Origin of the sequence: Butyrivibrio sp. AE3006, from assembly GCF_000424165.1 — a bacterium.
Taxonomy (GTDB): domain Bacteria; phylum Bacillota; class Clostridia; order Lachnospirales; family Lachnospiraceae; genus Butyrivibrio.
Genome location: NZ_AUJJ01000009.1, coordinates 161,258 through 186,173, shown reverse-complemented (window position 1 = coordinate 186,173; position 24,916 = coordinate 161,258). Strand labels below are relative to the sequence as shown.

Genomic DNA, 24,916 nt, shown 5'->3' with positions numbered 1-24,916 from the left:
GTGTGATGAATTATTTTACTTTTATAGTTATGACCGTGGATACTCCATTATATGCCTTAACCGTAATAACCGCTGTACCCTTCTTTTTAGCAGTGACAACTCCGGAAGAAGATACCTTTGCAATCTTCTTGTTGCTGCTCTTATATGTATATTTATTGCAGCACGCTCCTTTATTTACCTTAGGAGTTAATTGATATTTCTTTCCCTTTTTTAAGGTCTTTGTTTTCTTTATTGTGACTTTTGTAGGTGCTTTTTTTACATCAGCAGTCAGACTGACATTAACGGTACCATCACCTCTACTCCAGGACGCGGTGATAACAGCTTTACCCTTTTTTACTCCCTTTATTTTTCCTGCTTTTGTAACCTTGGCTATGGATTTCTTACTGCTCTTATAAGTACCTTCTGCCTTGGCCACCAGGTCATTTGTAAAGGGTGAGAAAGAACTTGGACTTGAAGCTACCTTTTCTCCTGCACCAAGCTTTACTTTTGCAATCTCACAGGTTCCGTTGCAGCTTGAGGAATCATCCACATAAACACCAAAGGGACAATCCATTGTCAGCTTATTGGAAGCCATATCGGAAACCGAGCTGTCATCTCTTACGGCAATGCTGGCATCTTTTTCTCCCTGAAATGTATTTGAGCCTAAATATGAAGCACCGCTTCTAACCTGCACCAGCACTCCAAACTGACCATTTTTTAATTCATTTCCGGATATATTACTTTCAACATTGTATGCGGTAGTTATATCTGCATATACAGAATCTGATTCAGTAAATCCCCAATCTTCATAGCCCTTTATGATATTGCCGGAAACTGTATATCCTTTTCCCAAATACACGCCTGTCGGGTGGTTACTGCTTGATTCCCAGCTACTGTAACCGCCAAGTAAAACACCGGTCATACTGCTGCTGATTCTGTCACGATTACCTATATTGATAGTATTTCCGGTGATGCTCACGTTAGAGTAATAAGAAAGAGCATCGGCATTTCTATTTTTCTTTTTAGAAGGATATCCCGTATAAAACGAATAAATAGTAGTATCCACACCTCGTCCTACGTTATTCATTGTATTATTGGATACCGAAGAATCCTTCCACATGGTACACATTACTGCTGTGTTATAAATATTATCAAACGAACAATCATGGATATTGATATTTTTATAATAAAATTCGCCCGCAATTGCTCCATGACTTCCAAAACCTCTGTACAGATTTCGGAAAGTACATCCACTGACCTCAACATTTTCACATGCATAATCGTCGTATACAGGATCCGGGGCATATTCAGAGGAATTCTTATTGGCTACATCCAACTGGAAAGCTTCCACATCGTTACCATTCAGCTTTCCGTCCTGAAACAGACATCCCTCTACCTTGACATCCTTACATGCTGCCAGAGACAACATATGTGCCGCGCCTGATTTTTGAAATGTAACGTTTTTAATGCTAAGCCCTGTCAGATGTGAGAGAAGAATAAAACTGCCACCGGCATTTGACTTTTCTCCATCGAAACATCCCCCTGTAAATGAGATATTCTGATAGTCTCCATAGCCACCTTTTCCATCGTCTATGGTCTTAGTAGTAAAAATATTTTTACCACCCTTTTTCATGATGGTAACACCATTCATCTCAACCGAAGTATTGCTGCCAATCTCGATTGCGACATCCTTGGCTTTTCTGGTATATATTCCTGCCGGGATCACTATCCTAAAATATTTTGACTTATCATTTTGGGTGACTTCCCAGGCTTTATCCGCTGCTCCCTGTACAACATTTCTGAAATCAGAAGCCAATTCATTCGTAAGCCCGGAAAGATCTATAGTGGTAGTATTTCCGGCAGTAACCGCAGGATAAGAGTAATTAAGTACATTTACAATCACAAACTCTGAAAAAGACTCTGTATCAAACTCCAAAGTAATGTCCTGATAGAATTCTGTCTCCATAGGCGCATTCAGAGTCATGGGAGCAAAATCCATGCCCTGTTTCAGCTCACGTGTATTGGGATCAATATTCTCTTCCGGAACTATAACCTCATACTCCATACCGGCAGGCTTTTCAACATCCGAATCACTACGTTCAATCTCCGTATCCATGTCATCTACATCACCGTCATGAATATGGATCATTTTTATCTCTGTAGTTCCTTTTAATCCATCCTGCTCTATCATGGCTTCCCTCGGGAAATCTACACTGATATGAACAGTACCGTTTTTAGGCTCAAATATCTTTCCTTCAGAATCATAAATAGAGATATCAAAAGATTTTGCTAAAAGGATTTCTTTTTCTAATCCCTTTTCTATCTTGTTATAAGTTTTCTGTGAACATTCTTTTCTTTCGACAGATACATATGCATCATTGGGCAAAATATTTTCTTCTGCAGAGAAACTAAAAACATATCCCTCGCATTCTGTCTCATAATAGAATTCATCACTTGTCAGGTCAGAGTCGCCTTCAGAACCTTCTTCTGCAACAGGCTCATCAGTCGTCGAAACAATCGGCTGCTCCGTGTCATCAGCGGCAGTTTCACCGTCTTCTGCATTTTCTTCAGAATTCTCCGCAGGATCATCCGCCTGCTTTTCGGAATCTTCAGATTCTGTAGCTCCTGTTTCAGAAACAGATGAGTCTGCATTAGTGCTATCGTCTGTAGCTCCCTCATTACTTTCATTGTTGCTTTCATTATTATTTGCACTATTCTCGTCGTTTTCCGTCTGCTCTGATTCATTATCAGAAATATTTTCTGATTCCTGAGCGGTTTCACCGGATGAATTATCCGTTTCACCTGTACCATTATCTTCATCGCCTGTACCATTATCTTCATCGCCTATGCCGGTTTCTTCACCTTCCCTTGCAGTATCATCTGTTGATGAAGTCGTTTCATCCCCAACTATAGTGGTCGTATCCGGATTTTCAACTGCGTACACATTCTGTCCGAATAACGATACTATCAATGCCATCTCGATAATGAAACTCGTAACTTTCTTCATATAACTAATACACTCCTAAAAAACTATTTATCTATAGATGCACCAATCCATATTATATCTTAGTTTTTAATATCATGTAAAATTTTTATGTTTTATGCTATGATTCTTTAGTTGAAAAGAACTTATACCTGCCTAAAATACAGGCTTCATATATAGGAGAATAACCATCTTGAAAAACCAGAAACTTACAGTTATTTTTAAATGTCTTGGCTGGATATGCCTTATTTTTCTTACATTAATGGGATTTAGCATGCATTGGATGCTCGTGACCTGGAGCGATCTCACCTTCGAGGAGGTTCTGTTTCAGCTGTCCGCCATTCAGGGTACAGGAAACGGGATGATAACCCAGTATATTGTAAACAACGTTGTGCCTGTTGTTGTCATATTTTCAATAGTTTTCATCTTAAGATTTATAGTTTTCAAAAAAGATACCCGGAAAAAGAGTCTTGTGCGGGCTGTTTCTGTCTTCGGAATCGGTTTGTTTTTATTCTATTTTACTTCCTCTGCTATCAAGCTTGATCTTTTCGCCTACATCAAGGGCCAGCTGTTTCCCGGCACATTCATTGAGGATAACTACGTTGATCCCCAAAGTGTAAACATTGATTTTCCTGAGAAAAAGCGAAACCTTATATATATTTATATGGAATCCGGTGAGACCACCTTCGCAGACAAAGAAAATGGCGGTGCATTTGATGAAAACGTCATTCCCGAGCTCACAGCTCTTGCTCAGGAAAACGAGGATTTCTCCGGTGCCGACAAGACACTAAATGGCGGCTTATCACTCTATGGAACCACATGGACAATGGGTGGTATTTTTGCTGAATCGTCAGGACTGCCTCTTAAAACAGATGTTGGTAAAAACAAGATGAGTACCATGGAAAGCTTTGCACCTGAACTCATAACTATTGGTGATATTTTAGACGATCATGGTTACAATCAGGTCTATATGATCGGTTCTCCTGCCATCTTCGGCGGAAGAGATCTGTTTTTCAAGGATCATGGCAATTTCGAAATAAAAGATTATTATTACATGCAGGATAATGGCATAATTCCTGAAGATTATTATGTATTTTGGGGCTTTGAAGATAAAAAACTGTTTAGCTTTGCCAAAGACGAACTAACTGAATTATCGAAGAAAGATGAACCATTTAATCTTACTCTTCTTACTGTTGATACCCATTTTGAAGATGGTTATGTATGTGATCTTTGCGAAAACAAATTTGATGAGCAGTATTCTAACGTATATGCGTGCTCCAGCAAACAGATCACGGAATTTGTCGACTGGGTTAAACAGCAGGATTTCTATGAAAACACAACTATCGTTATAAGTGGTGATCACCCCACCATGGATCAGAATTACTGCACTAATGTGGATTCCTCTTATAGTAGAAAAGTTTACACCACATTCATAAATGCCGCTGCTACACCGGAGAAAAACGAACGCAGAGAATACTCTACATTTGATGCTTTCCCTACAACCATTGCTGCTATTGGTGCAACAATTGAAGGGAACAGACTGGGATTAGGTACAAATCTGTTTTCATCAGAAGAAACTCTGTTGGAAAAATACGGTGAATCCAGCCTGAATTCATTCCTTAAGCAGCGTTCAGAATTCCTCTCGAAGCTTATGGACACTGATACGGTTGAGTACAAAGATTACACATATCTGCATAATGCTACCGTAGATGTTCAAAAGTCAGATGAAGGGAAGTTTAGTATAACAGTAAGAGATATCCTGGAAATTGGCGAAGGAATTGACAAGATAGACCTTTGCATAACACCTGACGGTTCAGAAAAAGAAACTGTCTATCCTATGGTATATGATGGTTTTACTACCTACGAAGCCTTGGTTGATTCTTTATCCATTCCGGGAAATTATGGACATATCAGAGTTGAAGTAACCGGCCTTTCAGGAGAAAAATACAACGTTTATGAAACAGACACAGACATATATCTCCTGTCTGAAGACTATATAAGCTATCTTAAAAAGTTAAGGGAATATCTTGACGAGGGCAGAGATATTACAATTCTTACTTCTGCCATGAAAGATGCCACATTGAATTTCACTGCTCCCATGGGTAAAGCAATGAATGATCTGGGGTTTGAAACAGACTTCTTGAATCTTAATAAGCAGAGCTATTATGGCATACTTGATCAGGAATCTGTAACTGAGCATTTAAGTCGCGACTACCTGACCTACACAGGTTCTTTTTCCGATGGAACAACCTATAAAGTTAATAGCGGAGGTAAATTCGCGGGAAATACCAGCCATTTGATCATAGGAGACACAGACTACTCCAATCGCACCCCGGGATTTAATTATCTTGTCTATGACAATACAAGCAGCAGGATGATCAGCAATGCATCATATGGTACGTATTATCATCCACTTGATGTGGACCTGAAAATGACTTCTTACGACGCTGTTAACAACCTTATCACTGTGGAAGCTTCGAATGTAAGAGGCATTAGGAAATGGGAGCAGGACAACAAGTCCGTTATTAAATATTTTGATCCCAAGGATCAAAGCACACTTGATTTTTCAGTGCTCGGTCTTAATGATGAAAACAAGACACTGTCTGCTACGTTTGAATATTCAGCCTCTTTGAACGATCAGATACAGCTTCAGCTTAATGTTGCAGGATCAAGAGGTAAGGTGAGAACCACAGAGAGCATTACGTCTCTGGAATTTTTGCAATACTCTGATGTCAATGAATACCTGTCATATATAGGAAAACGTGATGATATTGCAATCTTACTTGCTGTAAATACTTTTGGTGCCCTGTACCCTCATGCCGGAAGTTTTGAAGATTTGAAAACTCTTGGACTTGGTTCACAGGGAGACCTTAATGTAGAAAATCTTAGATGCGGATATGTCGCTGTCATAGATGATGGAAAAATAGTTACCGACAAGCTGCAGAATCAGCAATCAGAAGATTATGCAGAAGATTCCGGAACACTGTCCAATGGAACAGAGTATTCAATAAAAAGCACCGGATACGATATCGGATCCGGCACCAGTATCTGTCTTAACGGGACTGATTACTCCCTGAACAGGGTTGGTCTTAATGTAGTTATTTATGACCTGAATCGTAATGAGGTCGTAGATACGGCTGTCATTAAATGGGTTGACAGCTATATGGTCAGCAGATAACAACTCTTCTATGTTCACGGTTTAGATTGAGGATGACATCTTGAAATATCTCAGGATGTCATCTTTTTTTCGCGTTTTATCAGAAAAGCAAGCACACAGATGGATACTAATGATACAAACCAGCCTATTCCAAAACCTCTTGTATGATATTTCAGTTCCAGAGTATGTGTTCCCGCTTCCATATATACGGATGAAAACATGGTATTAACTCTGTAAATAGGTGCTTTTTTACCATCAATATAGGCTGTCCAGGCTTCTTCATAAGGCATGTTAATAACAAGAAGTTTATCCTTATCAAGGCTTACATTAGCGTCTATGTGGCTTATAGCATATGCTTCATTATTATCATTGAAATTGACTTGTGCAGAAATACCTTCTGTTCTATCACTGACATACTGTGTTATGGCATCCACCGGCTGACACTTTATTGCTATATTCCCTAATCTGTATGTACCGGCATTAACAAATGTTAGTTCAAATCCTTCCAGAGCTGTTTCAGAATATCCGGCATTAACGACAAAATCCTTTATTCCATTTCTCCATCTGAATGTCTTATCACATATATCCATTTTACGTGATGTGTAGACTTCACCACCGGATATTGACCTTACTTGAACAGCTGCTCTCTTGGACTCTAAACGTGACAGATAATATGTAAGAGAATCATCATCTCCCGGAAGAGCATAGGTCACATCATCTGCACACAGATATGTCTCACAACCACTCTTTCCTTCAAAGGCAATATGTGCAACAGCGTTATCAGCTGTTACCACAAACTCTCCTGTGTTCTCATCATAAGTCACATTGTCACCTGTGCTTATTTCATAATCAACATTTTCTGAGGTAAATACAACCTCTTTGGCCGAAAGCATTGTAAATAACTCATCGGCATCACTACTCTCAGAATCTACGATTGCTGTCTGCATCATCATTTCCTGTTTTTCTAAAACAGTATGTTCATCAGCATCCGCTTTTCTGGATACGTTGTCATATCCATAGATAAAGGGAAGTGCATTTGGATTTTCAAAAAGCTTCTCATCCAGTTGCACCGATCCGTACGGAACATCTCTGTCCGATTTGGAAATGAGATATTTAATACCCGTAAGTGAATTTAAAAATGTCCTGCCTTCCAATCCAGAATAGTGGTATGTACTGGGAATAGTTTTTCCAACATACTGTATAAATTCACAAATGTAAGGATTTGACAGGCTAAAATAAAATTTTGTGGATGAAAGGCCATGGAAAAGTGTGGCATTTTCGTCATAACTACCGCTAATTCTATAAGAAGGTTCGTTTTGATAATTCTCCCGAATCTGCTTTATAGGGGAATTGATCAGCTCTGAGACTATATCTACATCCTCATTAACATAAGCCTCTGCGATGTTGTCATACTCCTTCTCAAAAGTATATACACCATGCATTTTTAGCGAGAACAGGGTTAATAGAAGAACAGATATCCCAATGATCATTTTGCACTTATTCTTATAACCTGCTTCGTCAGCCCCCTTTTGATATTTCAGGCATATTACACTTGCAATGGTTCTTATCAAAAGCAGTATCAGCATCAGGCTGACACCAAGTATAATGTCACTTTTGAATCTGACCGGACTATAACGATACAAGCGCCAGAAAATGGCAGTCATTACAATTGTAAGAACCCACTCCTTCCATATAAGACCCAAAGATGGCGTTACAAGGTCCTCCCAGGAATCTACAACAAGAATGCAGATGCAGAAAACAAAAAACCAGTTCCATCTGTTACTAACATAAGACATACCATTCAATATATAACCGCAAACCGGAATAGAATATGTCAGAAGGCAAAGAAATATTGCAACCTTATTTGATGTGTATTTTTTCAGGAACAACAAAGCAAGCAATATACAGGAACCCGCTAAAAATGTTGTTCCGGGAATAGTCCAATACCCTTTAAAATAGCTTGAAATAACACCACCCGGAAGATATCTGTAATATTCCTTACCATATACAGGGATGATCTTGTACTCCATTGATGATCTGGTATCGCCCAGGATCTGAATGATGGTAGGCAAAAGAATCGGAGCCGCTATAGCCACCCCGACAATCCCATCTCTTAGCATCAAAACAAGAGTAAATATCTTATTTTTACTTGATTTGATAACATGAAAAAGTGCATAAAGAACTACAAATATGACTTCCATGTAAAAGAAATAAAAATTGGAAAGACATGAAACGGCAACAGATACTATGAAAAGAATATGTTTCTTTTCCCTAATAATCTTATCTATTCCCAAAAGAAGAAGCGGCAGCCATATCATGGGCACCATGAAATATGGATGCTTTGTTGCAGATCGGAGCACATAAGCACAGAAAACGTACATTACGGATGCAACACCCACTGACAAAAGACTTGCGTCCTTTTTTCTGTAGAAGCAATACCAGGAAAAAGCTGCGCCTGCGCAAAACAATCTCACAACAATGATAAAGCTGTAAAACTTAGCCATTATCGCATCCGGAACCAGGCAGGCAAATATTGTAATCGGATCTCCAATTACGTAATAGCTTAAAGTGGTAATAATACCCCCACCGTAACCTATTCCAAAGTCATAGGTAGGTATTTCAAACCTGTGCTCCACAAAAATACTATGGGCCACTGTTCTGAGCCATCTGCCATAATACAGAAGAGCCTTCAAATGCTGATCTGTAGCATCGCCATCCTTAATAAAGGTCTTATCGTATTTAAAAAATGTATAGTATGCCAGTGCCATGGATGCACAAAACAAGGCAGTATAAAAAAAACTATAAAGCGCAATTCTTTTTTTCTTGTCTGCTGCATTCATGACTACAAATTCTCCATCCTGTAAGTTGTGATACATCCCCAATAATCACTTAACATGAAATACCTTTTTAAGGCACTTCTTAAGCTTGGGAGATTCAATCTTTTTCCAAATTTTCCTGGCACCTGTTTCAAAGGCAGAGGAAACCTGTTTCTTCTTCCAAGCCTGCTTGCTTTTCTCAAGATATGGCTGGGCATCAGCTATGATTGGTCTGTGCTCTCTGCTTTCAACATCTTTAAGTGCATCCAGTATGCACTTTGATGATTCAGCAATTCGTTTTTCCATAACCTCATTAACCGCATCATAGTTAATAGGAGTCATATTCTGTGCACCAACAAAACTCTTGTCACCAAGCCATCTGTCATCAAGTCCAAACTGTTCCAGCAAAAGTTCTATCTTGTCACCACCTCGTGCCCCATTGAAGAACTGCTTTTGGAATATTAGTGAAAAACATGTTCCATGGAATGAATTGGTGAATACCCACTCAGCATGGTCAATATACCAGAGCCATTCCTCAACGCCGATGTCATATAGGAATTTATGTCCATACTTTGCCTGATAAGCTCTATGGCTGACTTCTTCTGACAATTCAATAACCATGAGCTGGTTCTCATCAGCAAACTCTATTACCTTCTGCACAAATTCGTCATCCATAGTCTGGGCAAGGTAAACCAAGACATACTTTTCGGGATGAACTTCAGGTACTATCTCTACACTTCTGTAGAATTCCCTGTCCATAAGGAAAACAGGATCAAGCACATTAGGAGTGTCAATATCAAGAGTCTCCTTCATGTAATCCTTAAGACTATTCTCTCTTACAAAAATATAATCAAAATCACATGCCGCGTTGATAAAGCGCTCTTCCTGACCTTCATTATATTTTCTGGCTCCTTTGCTGGCAGCATATGCTATTTTCTTTTTACCTTTCATCGAATCGCAGGCAAGAAGATAGCCCTTGTCCGGACCTCCGGGAACTGCCTTCCAGATAACATCTGTGGCGCAGATATAGCAATCAAAACCTGCATCCTCCTCATCAAGAAGCGCAGAAGTATAACACTTGTCAGTAGTAATATAATGATTCTTCACAAATCCGAAGAATTTATCATATCTGATCTCTCTCTCGTAAAACAGATCACGCCATTTTATGAGCTGATTCCTGTCAGGCTTCTCGTTTTCAACATAAGAAAACAGAGGATGCTTAACATCAAAATCCTTGTAATATCCGGGTTTGTACTCAATAACCTTAGAATCATAACCATTTTTCTTAAGAAACTGTTGGAAAGCAAAGCTATGAATTATGCATCCAAAATTGAGCGTTGTAGTATGTATGTTTATTGATATGATACCAATCTTCATGAAATGGAGTCCTCTTTTTTCATTTTTCTGTATATGCCTTTAAAGGTTCTGACAATTACCAACGTTCTATATTTACATATAGCCTTGGCTCTGTCAACAAATGCTGGATAAACTGCCTCATATCCGGCCTTGGTAAAGCCTTTTTTTCTATACAGATCGTAAAATGCTTCTCGACTGGCCATGTCTGAAGGAGCAGGTTTTCCTGCGTTATTATTCAGTGTTTCCGGCGCTCCTTCAAGCTTTGCCATATAAAAACTATCTTTCCTTGAATCGAATGCTTTATCAAAAAGCTCTTTGCCATGAGCGTTATTTACATAAACAATTGATGTTCTCTTATGGAATCTTTCCTCAAGGTCTTTGGCAACCTTCCTGTGATTCCAGAAATCTCCCACAGTAAAATCACCCTGTCTCGGAAACTGTGCGAATTTACATCCATAGCAGCTCTTTCTCATATTGAGTTTATTATGAAAAACTAGTTGGAATAGATCCGTTCTGCCACCGAACCTATATGCAATACCATTTTTCAGGAACACACTCATGCATGTTCCCCAGCCTTTCCTGCGTCTCATCTCAACCTTATCTATTTTGGAAAGACCATACTCGTGATCCAGATGCTCCCTTAACTGCACTGCAGAAGGAACACCCTGACAGATCAAATCCATAGTAAATAAATTAGTATCTTCTTTATTCCCCAGATAGCTGTATAATCCTGCTATCTGACATGAGCAGCCTGTGTATAACACTTTTCTGCCCTGCTTCAGATCATCTTTGACCTTGCTATAACAATCCGTCTGATTGCTCTGAGCATATTTGGATTTCTTCAGCTTATCAAGCTCTTGCAGGTTCTCAACCCTTATGTGTTCAACAAAAAAATCCTCCGTAAATGAAGCTCCATAAACAACTCCGCCCTCACTGAGCACATACTCAGCTAGCAGAGTAAATGCGCCGCCTGACGAACATTCATATAAAATATCCTGCGACGCTGTAAGTGCAAGCGCATAAGGCTCCCGGTCGTTACTCAGATCCGGAGCCTTATTTGCTATGCACACTGATTTGCATTTCCCACAGGAGATACAAACATCTTCGTTTATTTTTGGAATAAGAAATCCTTCATCATCCAGCTCCATCTCTATGGCATTAACGGGGCATGCATTTTTGCACGCTCCGCAGCCATAACATTGTGTAATATCTTCCAAAATAACCATGTTTATATCTCCTACTTTAGATTTTTAATTTACTACAACCTTAACCTTACATTTCTTTTTGTTATATGTAGTAATGGTAATTGTTGAAGTGCCCTTTTTCTTTGCAAGAATAGCACCCTGAGGGGTTACATATACACTATTCTTCTTGCTGCTCTTAAATCCATATCTTCCACAGCCTGCCCCGCTATTTACCTGAGGTTGTAACAGATAAACATCGCCCACAGACAGATTTACGGTTGCTTCCGGCACAGAAACTGATTTAGGTGCAGTACCTACAGTTACACTCATCAATCCCTTCATCTTGTTCTGAGTTGCAGTAATAACTGCGTTACCTTTTTTCTTACCTTTAATCTCTGACTTGGAAGCAGCAGCTATTTTCTTCTTACTGCTCTTAACACTTACCTTTCCTTTTTCACTTGTAAGCAGATAGGGTTCAAACTTCTCTCCCTTACCGAGAGTTATTTTACCATCTGAATAAAAAGCAGCCTTACTGGTCTTATCAATGTAAACGCTTCTCTTACCTTTAAACTTGGAATTAACTGAAGCGCACAGATTATTAGATGTCTTTTTAACAGTACATTTTGTCTGAACCTGAACTGCCATCTTTCTGGCACCATAAATGCAGTTATCAGCTATCAGTTTTACTGTGCTGTTCTTTTTTACAAACAAGCCGACAACGCCACCGATTAGCGTATTGCCGCTTATCTCATCAATAGAGCATGAATCTGTAACAGATAAAATATTACCTGTATCACGACCCTTAATTGTATTGCCGGTAATTACCTGACCTGATACTGTTCCCAGATACAAGCCAACGCAGTTAGAGCCTTTCATTCCCTCGATAGTATTATCACTTACTGTGGCACTAGAGCAATACATCGCAGAAATACCACGCTCCATGGTACCATGTATATTGTTTGAAGTAATTGTGAAACCACCTATGTTAATTTCACCTTTAGGAAGATTATTAGTACCCTTCTTAACTTCAAATCCACCATAACGGATGCCGGTCTTGATATCACTATTTGTTTCTACAAGGCCTATATCATTTCCGCTTATCACGCAGTTACATGAATATTCCAATGCGCCTTTGCTGACGCTGCTTGAGCCATTTTTCAGATACAACGAGCCTTCTGTCTGCCTGAAATCAATACCTGTACCTACATTTACCAAAGTATTGTTCTGAATCTGGCTATCCTTGAAATTTCTGGCTACGATCGCTGTTCCTTTAATGTTTGTAAAGGTATTATCGTGAATGTTCACGTTAGAATAATAATTTCCAACTACGGAATGATGGCTTCCCAAACCTCTTATAAGATTTTCGAATGTACATCCTGTTATTTCAACATTTTCACAGGCAAGATCATCATAAACTCCGTTTTTCCAAATAAAATTTTCTGCACTGTGTGAAACATCCAGCTGAATTGCTTCCAATGAGCTTCCTTTATCAGTATAGTCCCTGAATGTACAGTCCTTAACAAGGAAATTTCTTGTTGCTGCAACCTCAACATGGTGACTATCGTATGCATCCTTGAAGGTAACACCATCAAAGGTCAGGCCATCTACATGCGCAAATCGAATCATACATGTTCCGCTTCCCGATTTGTTTCTTCCGCAGCCATCCCATGTGCCACCCTTAATCGTAATATTCTTATAAGCATCAAATCCTGCTAAAGAACCAAGAGATGCAAGCCCAGTCTCGACACGCCAATCACCGGACAGAAGATTAAGATAACCATCAGCGCCGTAAATAGTAGTGCCTGCTGTCATATCGATAATTGTATTTGAAGAAATATACAACGAATTTACTTTTACCGGATAACTTCCTGCAGGAAGAATAATGGTATATGTATTATTAATATCATTTCTTGACTGGTCAAGAGCTGCCTGAACCATTCCCTGGAAATTACCTTCGTTAAGGTCCCCAGAGCTGAAGGTGTATGTATGCGTACTGGCATTTAAAAAGGCAGATGGATCATAACCATTTGCAAGCACTACGGAATAAACCGAGAAAGAATCCGCCTTAACTTCAACCTCAAGTTCATCCGGTTCTTTGTATTCGTACCCTGTGTTATCCTCAACAGGCTCGGGAGTTTCTTCCTGATAATCAGCATTTATGTCTGCAAGGCTATCTTCTGAAACAGGAATTTCTTCACCTGAAGACTCTTCATCTGTTTCTTCAATTTCTTCTACTTCTTCAATATCTTCATCTGCATTTGCGTCATCAGCATTTTCATACTCTATGTCTTCATTTGCCGCATCTGCAACTTCTTGAGCATCTTCCCTTAATTCTTCAAGGTCTTCATCAGACATTGCCTGTATGATTTCACCTTCTGAAACAACATTTGTTTCACTCTCCAGTTCATCAGCCTTAGCTTCGTCATCGATATGCATAACCTTTATCTGAGGATCCACTGAATACTCGTAAAGAGTCTCCATTTCTCTGCTTATTTCGAAGTGCAGATTAACACTGGATCCTTCTACAGGCTGTACTTCCTTTCCGTCTGCATCCTTAAAGGTAATATCGAAAGAAGCGCTGCCAAGTACGGAGCCATCAATTATTTTCTCAAGAATCTTATCTATATCCTTGTTATTAACCTTCTCAACAGATTTAACACTGACGGTAGTGCCGTTTGGTAACACATTTTCATCAGCTGATATATTTATTGTGAATCCGTCTATTTCTGTTGAATAATCAAAGGCATCTGACTGAAGTTCAGCAGGCTCTTCATCAGCGGTTTCTTCTGTATTCTTTTCCGTTTCTTCTGCATTAGGCTGTTCCTCTGCGTTATCAGAAGCCTGGGCATCCTCGCTGGTTTCATCCTGATTCACATCAGATTCAGCAGCGGTATTATCTTCTGTATCCGTTTCTGGTGTTTCTTCGCCGGTAGCAGGCTCTTCACTGCTTGGCGCCGGTTCTTCCCCGTCTTCTTCCTGACCTGCAGAATCTGAAGCGCTTTCATTCTCACTTGAAGAATCTGAAGCACTTTCATCCTGTCCCTGCGATTCCTGCTCATCACCGGTGTCAGCAGCTTCATCACTGCTACCGGTATCATTGGCATCACCAGCTGCTTCATCTTCGCTCTCCGGTGCTCCTTCTTCTCCGGATGTCTGCATGGTTTCTGCCTGCGGATTCTCTGTCACAATGTCAGTATCACGATTCTCATCATCGAGATCCTGTCCATACGAATCCGTCGCTTTTGCCTGAATGGAACATACTCCATCACAGGGCGAGATTACTAGTAATCCTGTTAAAATAAGTGCTACGATACGTTTCATTTTTCCCCCTTTCAGAAAAACATATAACTTAACCTTTCGGTTTGCATCCTTATCTTATATCCAGAATATCAACGATTACTTTCTCCGCAGAATTATATTTGTTACTGTCGTAGCTCCACCTCTCATCCAGCTGAAGCTCATGGGCTTTACTCAGAACTTCTTTTGCAGTCTTTCCACTTTCGGTACCTTCTATCAGTTCCACTCGTTTATTTCCAATTTTAAAAAGATGGATCAGATAAAGATCGTCTGTGATAAGTGCACAGGATGCGTATGACAGATGCATTGTATCAGTACCGGGGTATTCAACCCTTACATCAAAGTCATTACTGCATTCTCTCATTATGAGCTCAGATAGTCTTGAGCTACGGAATATGTATACTATTTTACCACTTGTCTGTCCCTGAATTAGCTTCATAAGAGTTAAAATTTCATTAACTATTTTTCCCTCATCCGGAATCTCGTCCTGATCCCCAAGTGAAACATAACAGATATTAGCATCTCCAGGTATTTTATTCTCCATACGGACCTGATTTACAGCTTCATCCCGGGACGCATTATCTATTCCGGATGGCAGGCATCTCACAATCCTCTCATCGTCGGATATCCCCGTAAGGTCACTTAGGTATCTTTCAAATAATGGAAATGTACATATTATTTTGTTATAGGCATCAAACATTTTTTTCAGATTCTTGCCGGTTTTCATGGCATCATCCAGTTCTCTTGCCCAGTACTCGCCGGGAGAAAGCAAACAGATTCTTTCAGGTATGGCAGAAAAATCTGCATTTTTTCCTGATAATGAAAAATCATCGCAAATAACCGTATCTTTACCCTGTGCTCTCGAAATAACCTGTTCCTTAATACCCTTTTTCTCGTTCGCGCCTTTTCTTCGGGGCTCTATGCACATATCGCTCAGATCACAGTTTTCCTTATTTGACAGTGCATGTCTTATACGCCTTAGTTCATCTGACCCTTTATTTTTGCTTGTGCTTAAAAAGAATATCCTTCTTCCCATTTATTCTCTTATTTCTCCATATATCCGTTTATAACCTGCGCAATTCTCTCCGAGCTGTGTCCATCGCAAGCAGACATATATTTGTCAGTAAACCTCTTGTATTCAGGTCCTGTCACTTTTCTGTCATCAGAATTCAAAAACTCCACAAGTTCCTGCTGATTCTTAAGAATCTTACCCGGAAGATCCTTATTGTAATCCAGATAAAACTGCCTGTTGTAGGACTCAAAATCATAGCAGTAGAAAGCCATTGGTTTCCCTGTGAGCGAAAATTCAAATATCACTGACGAATAGTCTGTAATTAGGATATCAGCCACTAACATCATGTCATTGGTAGATATATCTCTGATCTCAAGAATGTTTTTACACTTACAAGGGACAATTTCATTAGTCATTAAGGGATGCGGACAAATCACTAATACCTGATTCTCAGGGAGCGAAGCAGATAATGACTCAAAATCTATCGGAGGTCTGAAGTATTCCCTTCCATCATCACTATCGCGAAATGTGGGTGCATACAGAATTACTTCCTTTCCATGCAAAGCCCCATATTCTTTATAAATCTTATTTCTTACATTATTTTTGTACTCTTCATCAAAAAACGTATCTGTCCTTGGGCATCCAAGTGGCTGAACATGCTCTACATCTATCTGAAAAGCATCCGCATAAATACTCCTAAGATTATCCGCGCTTACTGACACGAGATTGTACTGCATGTGGGTAGTTCTCTCGCTTCTTGCGGATATATTTGTTCCATACTGCCCAAACATCTTGAAGGCACCGCAAGCATGCCACAGCTGAACAACTCTCTGGTCGTCTCTTAGCTTGTAATACCTTAGATATTTCTCATAATCATCGGTAACGATTACCTTACTGCTGACGGTGTAATACTTCATCAAAAAAGTCATCCAGGCTGAATGAGGCAACCTATGGGCACATATAACCTTGCTCCCCTTTATATACGGATAAAGCGCTTTGGCATTACCTTCAAGTTCTCCGTCTTTCCTGATACTGAAAAACAAGACTCTGTTCTTAACATGCTTTGCCGCATAATCCAATACTTTTCTGGACCGCTTGGCAAAGCCGCCCTTTTCCTTAAGAGGCATTATCTGTCTGCCCACCTTAACAGGGTCCGTCTTTATCTCATCGCGATGGAGAAGCTTCCTTAATTCTTCGTTTGATGAAGATACGCCTACTGCAAATCTTTTTCTATCTTTCAAATAATCATCCCAGAAGTTTTCAGGTGCTTTCAAATAGAACACGAGTCCCTGGTGATATAAGGAAAACTCTCCTTTCTTTAGTCCCAGGTAAAGGGCTTCTGAAATGTTTTCTTTTGAAAAATCCAGCCATTTTTTTACAGAAGAAAGCCTGAACAGCTTATTATACGGATACTTTTCAAGCTGCATCCACCGAACCCCATCCTCTCCTTCTTCAAAGGCAAGAACAGCTTCCCTGGATGGCTGTATTTCCATATCAAATCCATAAACGTTGTTATGATAAGCATATCCAACAAAATCCAGACATGTTTTCTTTATGTACTTTATTGACAAATCAAAAAAGAGATTCGAATAATATATGGCAGGGGACGCAAATAGTACAAATTCTGTATTTATGCGCTTTACTGCCTGAATCCAAAGTTCCTCTTCTGTCTCTGCCTCCAGATATATTACGCGACCATCATCCGAAAATATCTGACTGGCCTGATCTTTGACCTGTATGGGAAGAAAAATGTTAAAAAAGGGAATATTCTGATTTTTGATACTCTCAAGACTTTTCTTCAGATATTCAGGCACACTGTTGTCTGCAAACATAACGACAGAAGCAAATCTGCATCCCTCCAGTGCATTTATATCTTTATCCATCACCTCGCAATATAGAGGGTATGCTTCTGTAAGGAGTGACTTACCATAGTCAGTAAGATGCTTATATGAATCATCAAGCTCCGTCATGATAATCTTTTTCAGGTCATCATCTATTTCAAAATAGTGTGCCAGAAATTTCTTGATCAGTGTTTTTGCCAGTTTAATATAAAACTCATCGAAGTATCTGGCATTGGAATCAGTCATCACGTCGCCGGCAAGGTTAAGGATTATTTTGTGAGCCTCTATGAAATCTCTAATCTTTCTGGATGAAAGTGCGCCTGTAGCAGGAATATCATCACCACTCTGATCAAATCTTCGGTATCTGTAGACCTGTTCATTAAGACCGCTGATTTTACCGGACTTATAAACACATTCCATTACAAAAACAGCATCTTCCGAATAAATAAGATCAGGAAAACTGATTTTTTCTTTCCTGATCAGTTCCAAAGAAAAGAGCTTGTTCCACAAAGCAAAACTCTTTAGGATATCAGAATCATAGGGACTTATGCTGTCCATCTCCAATAACCTGTTAATCTGAGTTGCAGCTCTTTTCATCTCATTATTGAATATGCTGTACCCTGCAATAACTATGTCAGCTTCCCTATCTTTTGCTCTGTCATAAAGAAGGCGTAAAGCTCCTTTTTCAAGTACATCATCCGCATCTGCAAAAAAGACATACTCTCCGCTGCATATCTCCAGTGCCTTGTTTCTGGCAAAAGACACCCCTGAATTTTCCTGATGAATCACTCTGAAAAACTCGTATTTATCAGAATACTCGTCCAGGATATCACCTGAACCATCAGTAGAACCATCATCTACAGCGATAACTTCAATATCTGATAAATCCTGGCTACAGATACTGTCAAGACATTCATTCAGGAATTCCCTGGCATTATAAACCGGAACAACTACCGAAACTTTAATCATAATCTGGACAAAGGCTCCTTATTAATCATCAAAATCACAGGCTATTTTCAATGAAGCAGTACCATCATCAGAAAAAGAAACCTTATACAAGGCTGCTCCGTATATCTGCTCCCCGCCGAACATCTCAGCCAGCGCATCATCAAGATATGCATCTGAATCATAAACCCACAGATATGAATAATTTCCATTCAAAAGCAGCTGCGGAAGTGCGTCAACACCAAGGTCTTTATTCAAAGCCAGTCTTATCATGCTGCCTTTTTCAGTAAACTTCCATGGCTCCGCATTGTAATTACTTACGTTTTTATCAAATGTATAAAAGGCAAAGTTAGAAGGATATTCAGAATCTCCTTCCTGATCCAGGAAATAAACTCTATCGGTCTCACCGATTGTTTTTTGAATTTCCTTAATCTGAGAACGTACCTCTTCTATATCATCATAACCGGTTATGTACTCAAGCCCGAATGCTGTCATATTGGACAAATATTTGTTATTTATGGCAAAGCAGAAAATCAAAAGCATAAAGAACATATATCCCTCTCTAATCGGGATAGTTTCTTTAATTTCAGTTCCTGTCTCATCTGACACCAGGCTGCTCCAGGCTATAAGCACAACAAATATGCCAATGATGGAAAAATATCTTCCTACAGCCGCCATTGCAGCAGCTTCCTCGTAAGAAAAGACCACAAGGTATGCCATAAATAAAGCTGTGAGGTATATAAACAGTGAACCAATCTCTCCAAAAAGCAGTACTTTGCTCTTTATAACAGAGTTTTTATCATTCTTATATACAAAGGCCCTTACTTCCGCACAGATTACCAAAATAACAACTATAGTTATCAGATAGAATTTTATTGCAGGGTTCACGGAAAGTGGTTTGCCCACAATGGATTCAATAAATGCATAGGTAATCTGCTTCACGATTGCGGTTTCATATCTTTTAAGTCCCAAGCTGACAATTACTGTATATCCAAGAAGGCACCCTGCTGTAGTCACTAAAGCTGCAATAATGCCGATTTTTCTGCTTACTCTTAGCTTTCCACCCAGGACCATTTCTGTAATCTCATGACCTGCCACATACATAACGATAAGCAAGTCCATAAGTATTCCTATATATGACTTGAAAAAGAACACCATAATAAGCCCTGCAATGAGAACAGGAAGCTTTTTCTTATCCTTCAGGCTATGCCCTGATATCCACCAGGTAGTAATCCCTGCTGCCCATCCTGCAGTGGCCAAATCCACATAAAGGTTCTTTCCACCATAAAAATAGAATGCATAGAGAGACATATATACAACTGCAGCATAGAGGAAACATTTTTTCCACTCTTTCCATCTGCAATTATGAAAAGGCAGCATAAAACCAATCCAATACAGCACAGATGCAGACACATACATAAATGCCTCGTTATATCCTGTGAATTTTTCAAAAAACAGAATAAACAAAGATGTGCCATACTTCTGCCTAATATCGCCTATAAAATCACCCGGAACCGGTAAAGTATTTTTACCAAGCATATACTTCACAATCATAGCCCATTGGTGAAGTTCATCGATATGTTGAATGAAATCGTGGAAAAATAGAATAGAATTCAATAATAAAACAGCAATAACTACCACAAAAGCAGGAGTGATAAACTCATTCCTGCTTCTGTCTTCTTTGCCCCTTTGGGTTATGAGCACAATAATTCCTATAACAGCTAATACTGCAAGCATGATTATGCCAATATTAAAATTCTTAAGATATCCTGAAAAGAACATCACCGTTATAATCGTAAATACAGACATAACAGTGCCTTCCATAATATCATAATTCAGCACCTTGGCATAAAAGACTGCTATGCAGGCTAATACTGCAAATGCTAAAAATAACATTGCAAAACTCATTTATAATCTCCCAATCAGCTTATTTTCATAATATCTTTCACTATTTTCTCGGTTCTTTCGGATGCATGTCCGTCGCAATCAGAGAAAAATCTTTCACGGAATTTATCCAGTATACTCATATCGTAATTATCGATATTTTTTATCTTTTTCACAAGTTCGTGGCCATTACTGCAGGATATTCCGGGAAGCAGTTCCTCATAATCCAGGTACATCTCCTGTTCTCTTCCATAGGTCACTCTGTCAGGTGCCCACAAAAACAGCGGCTTTTTGCAAACAGCTGCAGCCAACATATAACTGGTATAGTCACCCACAACTACATCTGCACAGGAAATAGCTTCCATTACAGTAAGTGGCGGGAACTTCTTCCAGTTTATCTTATCCATTCTCGCACCTGCTGCCTCATCAGGAAGTTCATCAGAATCAAGGGCGTCTGCATCCTGCTGCGCTACTCTCTGGGCAAGCACATATCTGGGATCAAATCCAAATCCTTCAAGATACTCTGATATCTCCATTTTTCTTCCGGGACGGCCATCACAGGCAAATCCTACGCATACGCTGTCTCTGGCAAACTCTTCATGGAGCTGTGTCATTACATTACTCAGATATACTGCAAGCGGGTCTCTGTCCTTGCATAAGAACAAAATGACCTTTTTCCCTGTTGCATAAGGGCAGATCGTATCAAGACGTTTTCTGGCATTGGCTTTAAACTCATCATCAAAAAGCAGATCTGTTACAATATTACCAACGTTATAGATACTGCCATTTTCTGTAAGTTTATAGTTTCTTCCAAATAACTCATTATCCTGCTTTGCCCCACCAAGGATAGCATCATAAGCTGAATTAATCGGGAAATTCTCACATTCCCTGACATTATAACCACTTCTCACCTCTTTGGAGTTTATCCATCTGGGATATATAGGCAACAATTCAGGACATATCTGCATAAGCTTAGTTTCTGCTCTAAGCTTTATCATTCTCATGATATAGGGCTCACCTGCACAAACGACAAGAGATGCCCCTGCAAGCTTCTCCATAAAACCGGGAGTATTCTTTTCATTGAAAGTAATATCCCGAATGATATCGTACTCTCTACCTGACTGCTTAAGGGCTTTTTCCAGACCAAGAAATACATCCCAATCTACGCCCTCTGCAGCAAGAAGAGCAATTCTATTCTCAATCACAGGTTTCTTGGCAGCCTTTGCATAGGCTTTTTGGCCAATCTTCATGACCTTCATCATTTTATCAAAGCGCTTGTCTCTGTCTCTTGGAAGACCATTAACCTCAGGCAGCGTATGATAATCCCCTTCAAGAGGTGTATCTCGTCTGAAGGCTTCCATTTCAGGACCGAAAAACTCTTTAATAATTCTCTCCGTAACATGTCCGTCACAGGAACTCATGAAACGCTCTCTGAAAGCATGAACCTTTTCTTTATCAAACCTTTCCTCGATGTTTTCAATGTAATCGATCATCTCAGAATTGGTGTAACATACCGGTCCGGGAGTAAGCTCATCAAAATTATAGTAAAAGCCTCTCCAGTCAAAATAGTTTGCAAGATCATATGCAAAGAACAGCATTGGTCTCTCAAACAGTGAGAATTCAAATATCAGAGATGAGTAATCTGTTATGCATATGTCTGATACGCAAAGCAGCTCTGAAATACTCATCAAATCTGTAAGGTCCACGGCAAATTTGCTGTAATCCGTAGGAATCGTAGGCTTCAATCTCACCATGGGGTGATGCTTAAAAATAAGGATATAGTCCTCATGGAAATGCTCGTAAAATGCACCTATCTGCAGCATATCAGGAGTTATAGCTTTTCTTGGTGTACCACGGAATGTAGGTGCATAGAGAATTATCTTTTTGCCCTTTGCCTGAGGAAGAACATCGTAAAGATGGTTAAATGCAGCATCAATGAAATCTTTTTGATAGAAAACATCACTTCTGCTGATTCCCACAGGCTGAACACACTCCGGATGCTTATCCATGCCCATGGCTTCAATATATGCCCACGCTACATCAGGACTACTTACAGTTACCATGTCATAATCAGGATGTAATCTGTAAGATGTTCTTTCTTTTGCTGTTCCTCCATATATTTTGTTAATGGTACTCAATCCGAACTTCTTAAAGGCACCGGCAGCATGCCACGTATTAAGTACTTTTGTGCCCTTTCTAACCTTAAAGCATCCCTGTACATCGATACTGTCATTGTAAACAAGATACTTGGCAGTAGCTGCATCCTTAACAAAATCTATCTGCTTCTTGAGCTCCATGCTCTTTGTCACTATTCCAAGCTGGAAAAAGTGACAATGAATATCCATTTTGTAATTCTTTACAAGTTCATTGAAAATCTGCTCATAGCTGTCTGTCAGTTCTGAAAATCTAATCTCAAGAAAAATAACCTTATTCTGCTTAATGGGTCTGAGTGCATAAAAATGATATATTGCAGGAAACATGATTTTCCTGGTAAGCCATCTCTTAACATCGCCAGCCATACTATGATTGGTCTGAAGGCTGCTCCTTATTACATTTTTACCACTTACCCTTTTATTTTCAAAAAAACTCATTTATTATCCCTTCGTAACTAACAGTGTCACCCTTAACAATGAACGGGTTTCATTATCATTCTATTCGGTATGCTTTCATCTCATGGGTTTTTCTCTTCTCAACAGGCGGAAGCGTCATGTATTCCCCAAACAGATTATGCAGATACTCATCCCAATATGATGTAGCTTTGAAAGTATGACCTTCAAATTCCACATCTATAGATTTAAGATATGCTTCTCTCGGAATAGCTTCTCTTACTCCATATAACCCTTCAGTGACTATACCCACGCGCTTTGATGCATCAAAGCCATTGTACCTTGCCGCATCCACAAGCTTTTTATTATATCTGTCGGTATTTATCAATTGTGCAAACATAGCCAGTAAAGGCTTTGTGATCATCTTGGCTAAACTTTTTGCCTTGAAAGGCCTTATATATTTCATCTGTACAAGTTTGCGGTATCTGAACATTTTCTGATAAAGCACCCGGACTTCTTCGTCATCATCCGGTAGTCCGTCAACAGGAAGAAGATCCACCCATACATTGTCATAATCACTATCCTTGAAAAATTCATTTCTGACTATGGTTCTCTTATCAAGAATCTTGATGAATGGAAACCTTGATGTCCCGTTTTCATAACATACAATTTCAAGCCAATCCGGCTTATTAAGCTTCTGTTCCCTTACAAGTGCTGCCAGCCTGTCATATTCGGGTCTTGGCATACATATATCTATATCATCATCCCAAGGAATAAAGCCCTTATGTCTTACTGCGCCCAAAAGAGAACCGCCACACAGATAAAATGTGAAGCCATTCTCATCGCATATTTTATTAAATTCCAGCAGTATATTAAGCTCAGTATCTTTTATCTCCTGCAGAGTAAGTTGCCTGCCTGGATTAGAAGAATCCACCGCCATCTGATCCTCCCTTTATATCATCTTCCTGTATGCAGCTTTAAGTGCTTCCGGTCTGTTCTGCCTAAGAACTGCCAGGGCAGCTTCAACAGCAGGCTCAGTCTCACCTTCCTGTAGGATCTTCAGAATTCTCTCTGTTTCCTTCTTGGTCTCTTCACGCATGGACTTTGCATGTCTTACCTCAAAAGCATCCGCAAGAGCTTTTATCTCTTCTTCATTGTGAGGAAGCTTCTTGGTTGCAAGAAACTCTTCGTATGCATTACAAACATATTCCGCGTCATCGCTGAATATTATCTGATTTCCATGATCAATCCAAAGGATTTTATTGCAGAGATCCCTTACCTGTGAAATTGAGTGGGAAACCAATATTCCTGTAATACCACCATTTAGTATTTCCTTCATTTTTTCGGCACTCTTTTTGCGAAATGCACCATCACCTACGCTAAGTACCTCATCCAAAATGATTATCTCAGGATTGATTAAGCAGGCAATAGAAAATGCCAATCTGCTCTTCATTCCACTTGAAAGTTGATTGAATGTATAATCCTGGAATTTTTCAAGCTCTGCGAACTCAATTATTTCATCATACTTCTGATCCATAAACTCACGGGTATAACCAAGCATAGCTCCTCTGAGGTACGCATTTTCGCGGACAGTCAGATCCATGTCAAAACCGCTTGATAGTTCCAAAAGAGCTGCAATGTTCCCTCTTGTCTTCACTGTTCCGCTTGCCGGTGCAAGAATACCTGTAACAGCCTTTAGCAAGGTACTTTTTCCTGCTCCGTTTGTACCGACAATTCCAAGCATATCACCCTTTTCGAGAGAAAATGTTATATGTTTATCAGCCCAGAATTCCTTAACCTTTATTTTGCCTGTCATTCTCTTTATTACGAAATCCTTGAGCCCGGCTGATTTTATATTTCCAGTTTTATAGCGAATGCTCACATCATTACATTCTATAGCTGATTTACTCATTAAA

12 protein-coding genes are annotated in these 24,916 nt (G+C 39.5%); 1 reads left to right on the top strand and 11 read right to left on the bottom strand.

The window, feature by feature from the left end; genetic code table 11:
- Positions 1 to 10 precede the first annotated feature (10 nt).
- Positions 11 to 2,986, bottom strand: coding sequence for an Ig-like domain-containing protein (locus G603_RS0106145; RefSeq protein ID WP_026669647.1), 2,976 nt, complete (start codon positions 2,984 to 2,986; stop codon positions 11 to 13).
- A 169-nt stretch (positions 2,987 to 3,155) separates the two neighbouring features.
- Here G603_RS0106145 and G603_RS21375 point away from each other — a divergent pair, with 169 nt between their 5' ends.
- Positions 3,156 to 6,140: a sulfatase-like hydrolase/transferase gene (locus G603_RS21375; protein ID WP_051207544.1), complete on the top strand. Its 2,985-nt coding sequence runs from the start codon at positions 3,156 to 3,158 to the stop codon at positions 6,138 to 6,140.
- Positions 6,141 to 6,190: 50 nt separating this feature from the next.
- Here the strand turns inward: G603_RS21375 and G603_RS0106135 are convergent, their stop codons facing one another.
- The 10 genes from G603_RS0106135 to G603_RS19445 are packed head-to-tail and all read right to left on the bottom strand — an operon-like array spanning position 6,191 to position 24,912.
- On the bottom strand, positions 6,191 to 8,959 hold the full coding sequence (locus G603_RS0106135) for a YfhO family protein (protein WP_026669646.1): 2,769 nt from the start codon (positions 8,957 to 8,959) through the stop codon (positions 6,191 to 6,193).
- A gap of 45 nt (positions 8,960 to 9,004) precedes the next feature.
- The gene (locus tag G603_RS0106130; protein WP_026669645.1) at positions 9,005 to 10,312 is read right to left on the bottom strand and encodes a polysaccharide pyruvyl transferase family protein; all 1,308 of its coding nucleotides are present in this window, start codon (positions 10,310 to 10,312) and stop codon (positions 9,005 to 9,007) included.
- Positions 10,309 to 11,517, bottom strand: coding sequence for a Coenzyme F420 hydrogenase/dehydrogenase, beta subunit C-terminal domain (locus G603_RS19455; protein WP_051197912.1), 1,209 nt, complete (start codon positions 11,515 to 11,517; stop codon positions 10,309 to 10,311). Before G603_RS19455 ends, G603_RS0106130 begins: the two co-directional genes overlap by 4 nt.
- Positions 11,518 to 11,541: 24 nt before the next feature.
- Positions 11,542 to 14,796, bottom strand: a complete 3,255-nt coding sequence (locus G603_RS0106120; protein WP_026669644.1) for a right-handed parallel beta-helix repeat-containing protein — start codon at positions 14,794 to 14,796, stop codon at positions 11,542 to 11,544.
- Positions 14,797 to 14,845: 49 nt separating this feature from the next.
- Positions 14,846 to 15,808: a hypothetical protein gene (locus tag G603_RS0106115; RefSeq protein WP_026669643.1), complete on the bottom strand. Its 963-nt coding sequence runs from the start codon at positions 15,806 to 15,808 to the stop codon at positions 14,846 to 14,848.
- A gap of 8 nt (positions 15,809 to 15,816) precedes the next feature.
- Positions 15,817 to 18,594, bottom strand: coding sequence for a bifunctional glycosyltransferase/CDP-glycerol:glycerophosphate glycerophosphotransferase (locus tag G603_RS0106110; protein ID WP_026669642.1), 2,778 nt, complete (start codon positions 18,592 to 18,594; stop codon positions 15,817 to 15,819).
- Between the two features lie 21 nt (positions 18,595 to 18,615).
- Complete coding sequence (locus G603_RS0106105; protein ID WP_026669641.1) at positions 18,616 to 20,478, bottom strand: hypothetical protein; 1,863 nt, start codon at positions 20,476 to 20,478, stop codon at positions 18,616 to 18,618.
- Between the two features lie 14 nt (positions 20,479 to 20,492).
- Entirely contained in the window at positions 20,493 to 23,045 is a 2,553-nt protein-coding gene (locus G603_RS21370) for a CDP-glycerol glycerophosphotransferase family protein (RefSeq protein WP_051207542.1), read from the bottom strand.
- A gap of 55 nt (positions 23,046 to 23,100) precedes the next feature.
- Entirely contained in the window at positions 23,101 to 23,940 is an 840-nt protein-coding gene (locus G603_RS0106095; RefSeq protein ID WP_026524639.1) for a LicD family protein, read from the bottom strand.
- A 12-nt stretch (positions 23,941 to 23,952) separates the two neighbouring features.
- The gene (locus G603_RS19445; protein ID WP_081667357.1) at positions 23,953 to 24,912 is read right to left on the bottom strand and encodes an ABC transporter ATP-binding protein; all 960 of its coding nucleotides are present in this window, start codon (positions 24,910 to 24,912) and stop codon (positions 23,953 to 23,955) included.
- Between the last annotated feature and the right edge of the window lie 4 nt (positions 24,913 to 24,916).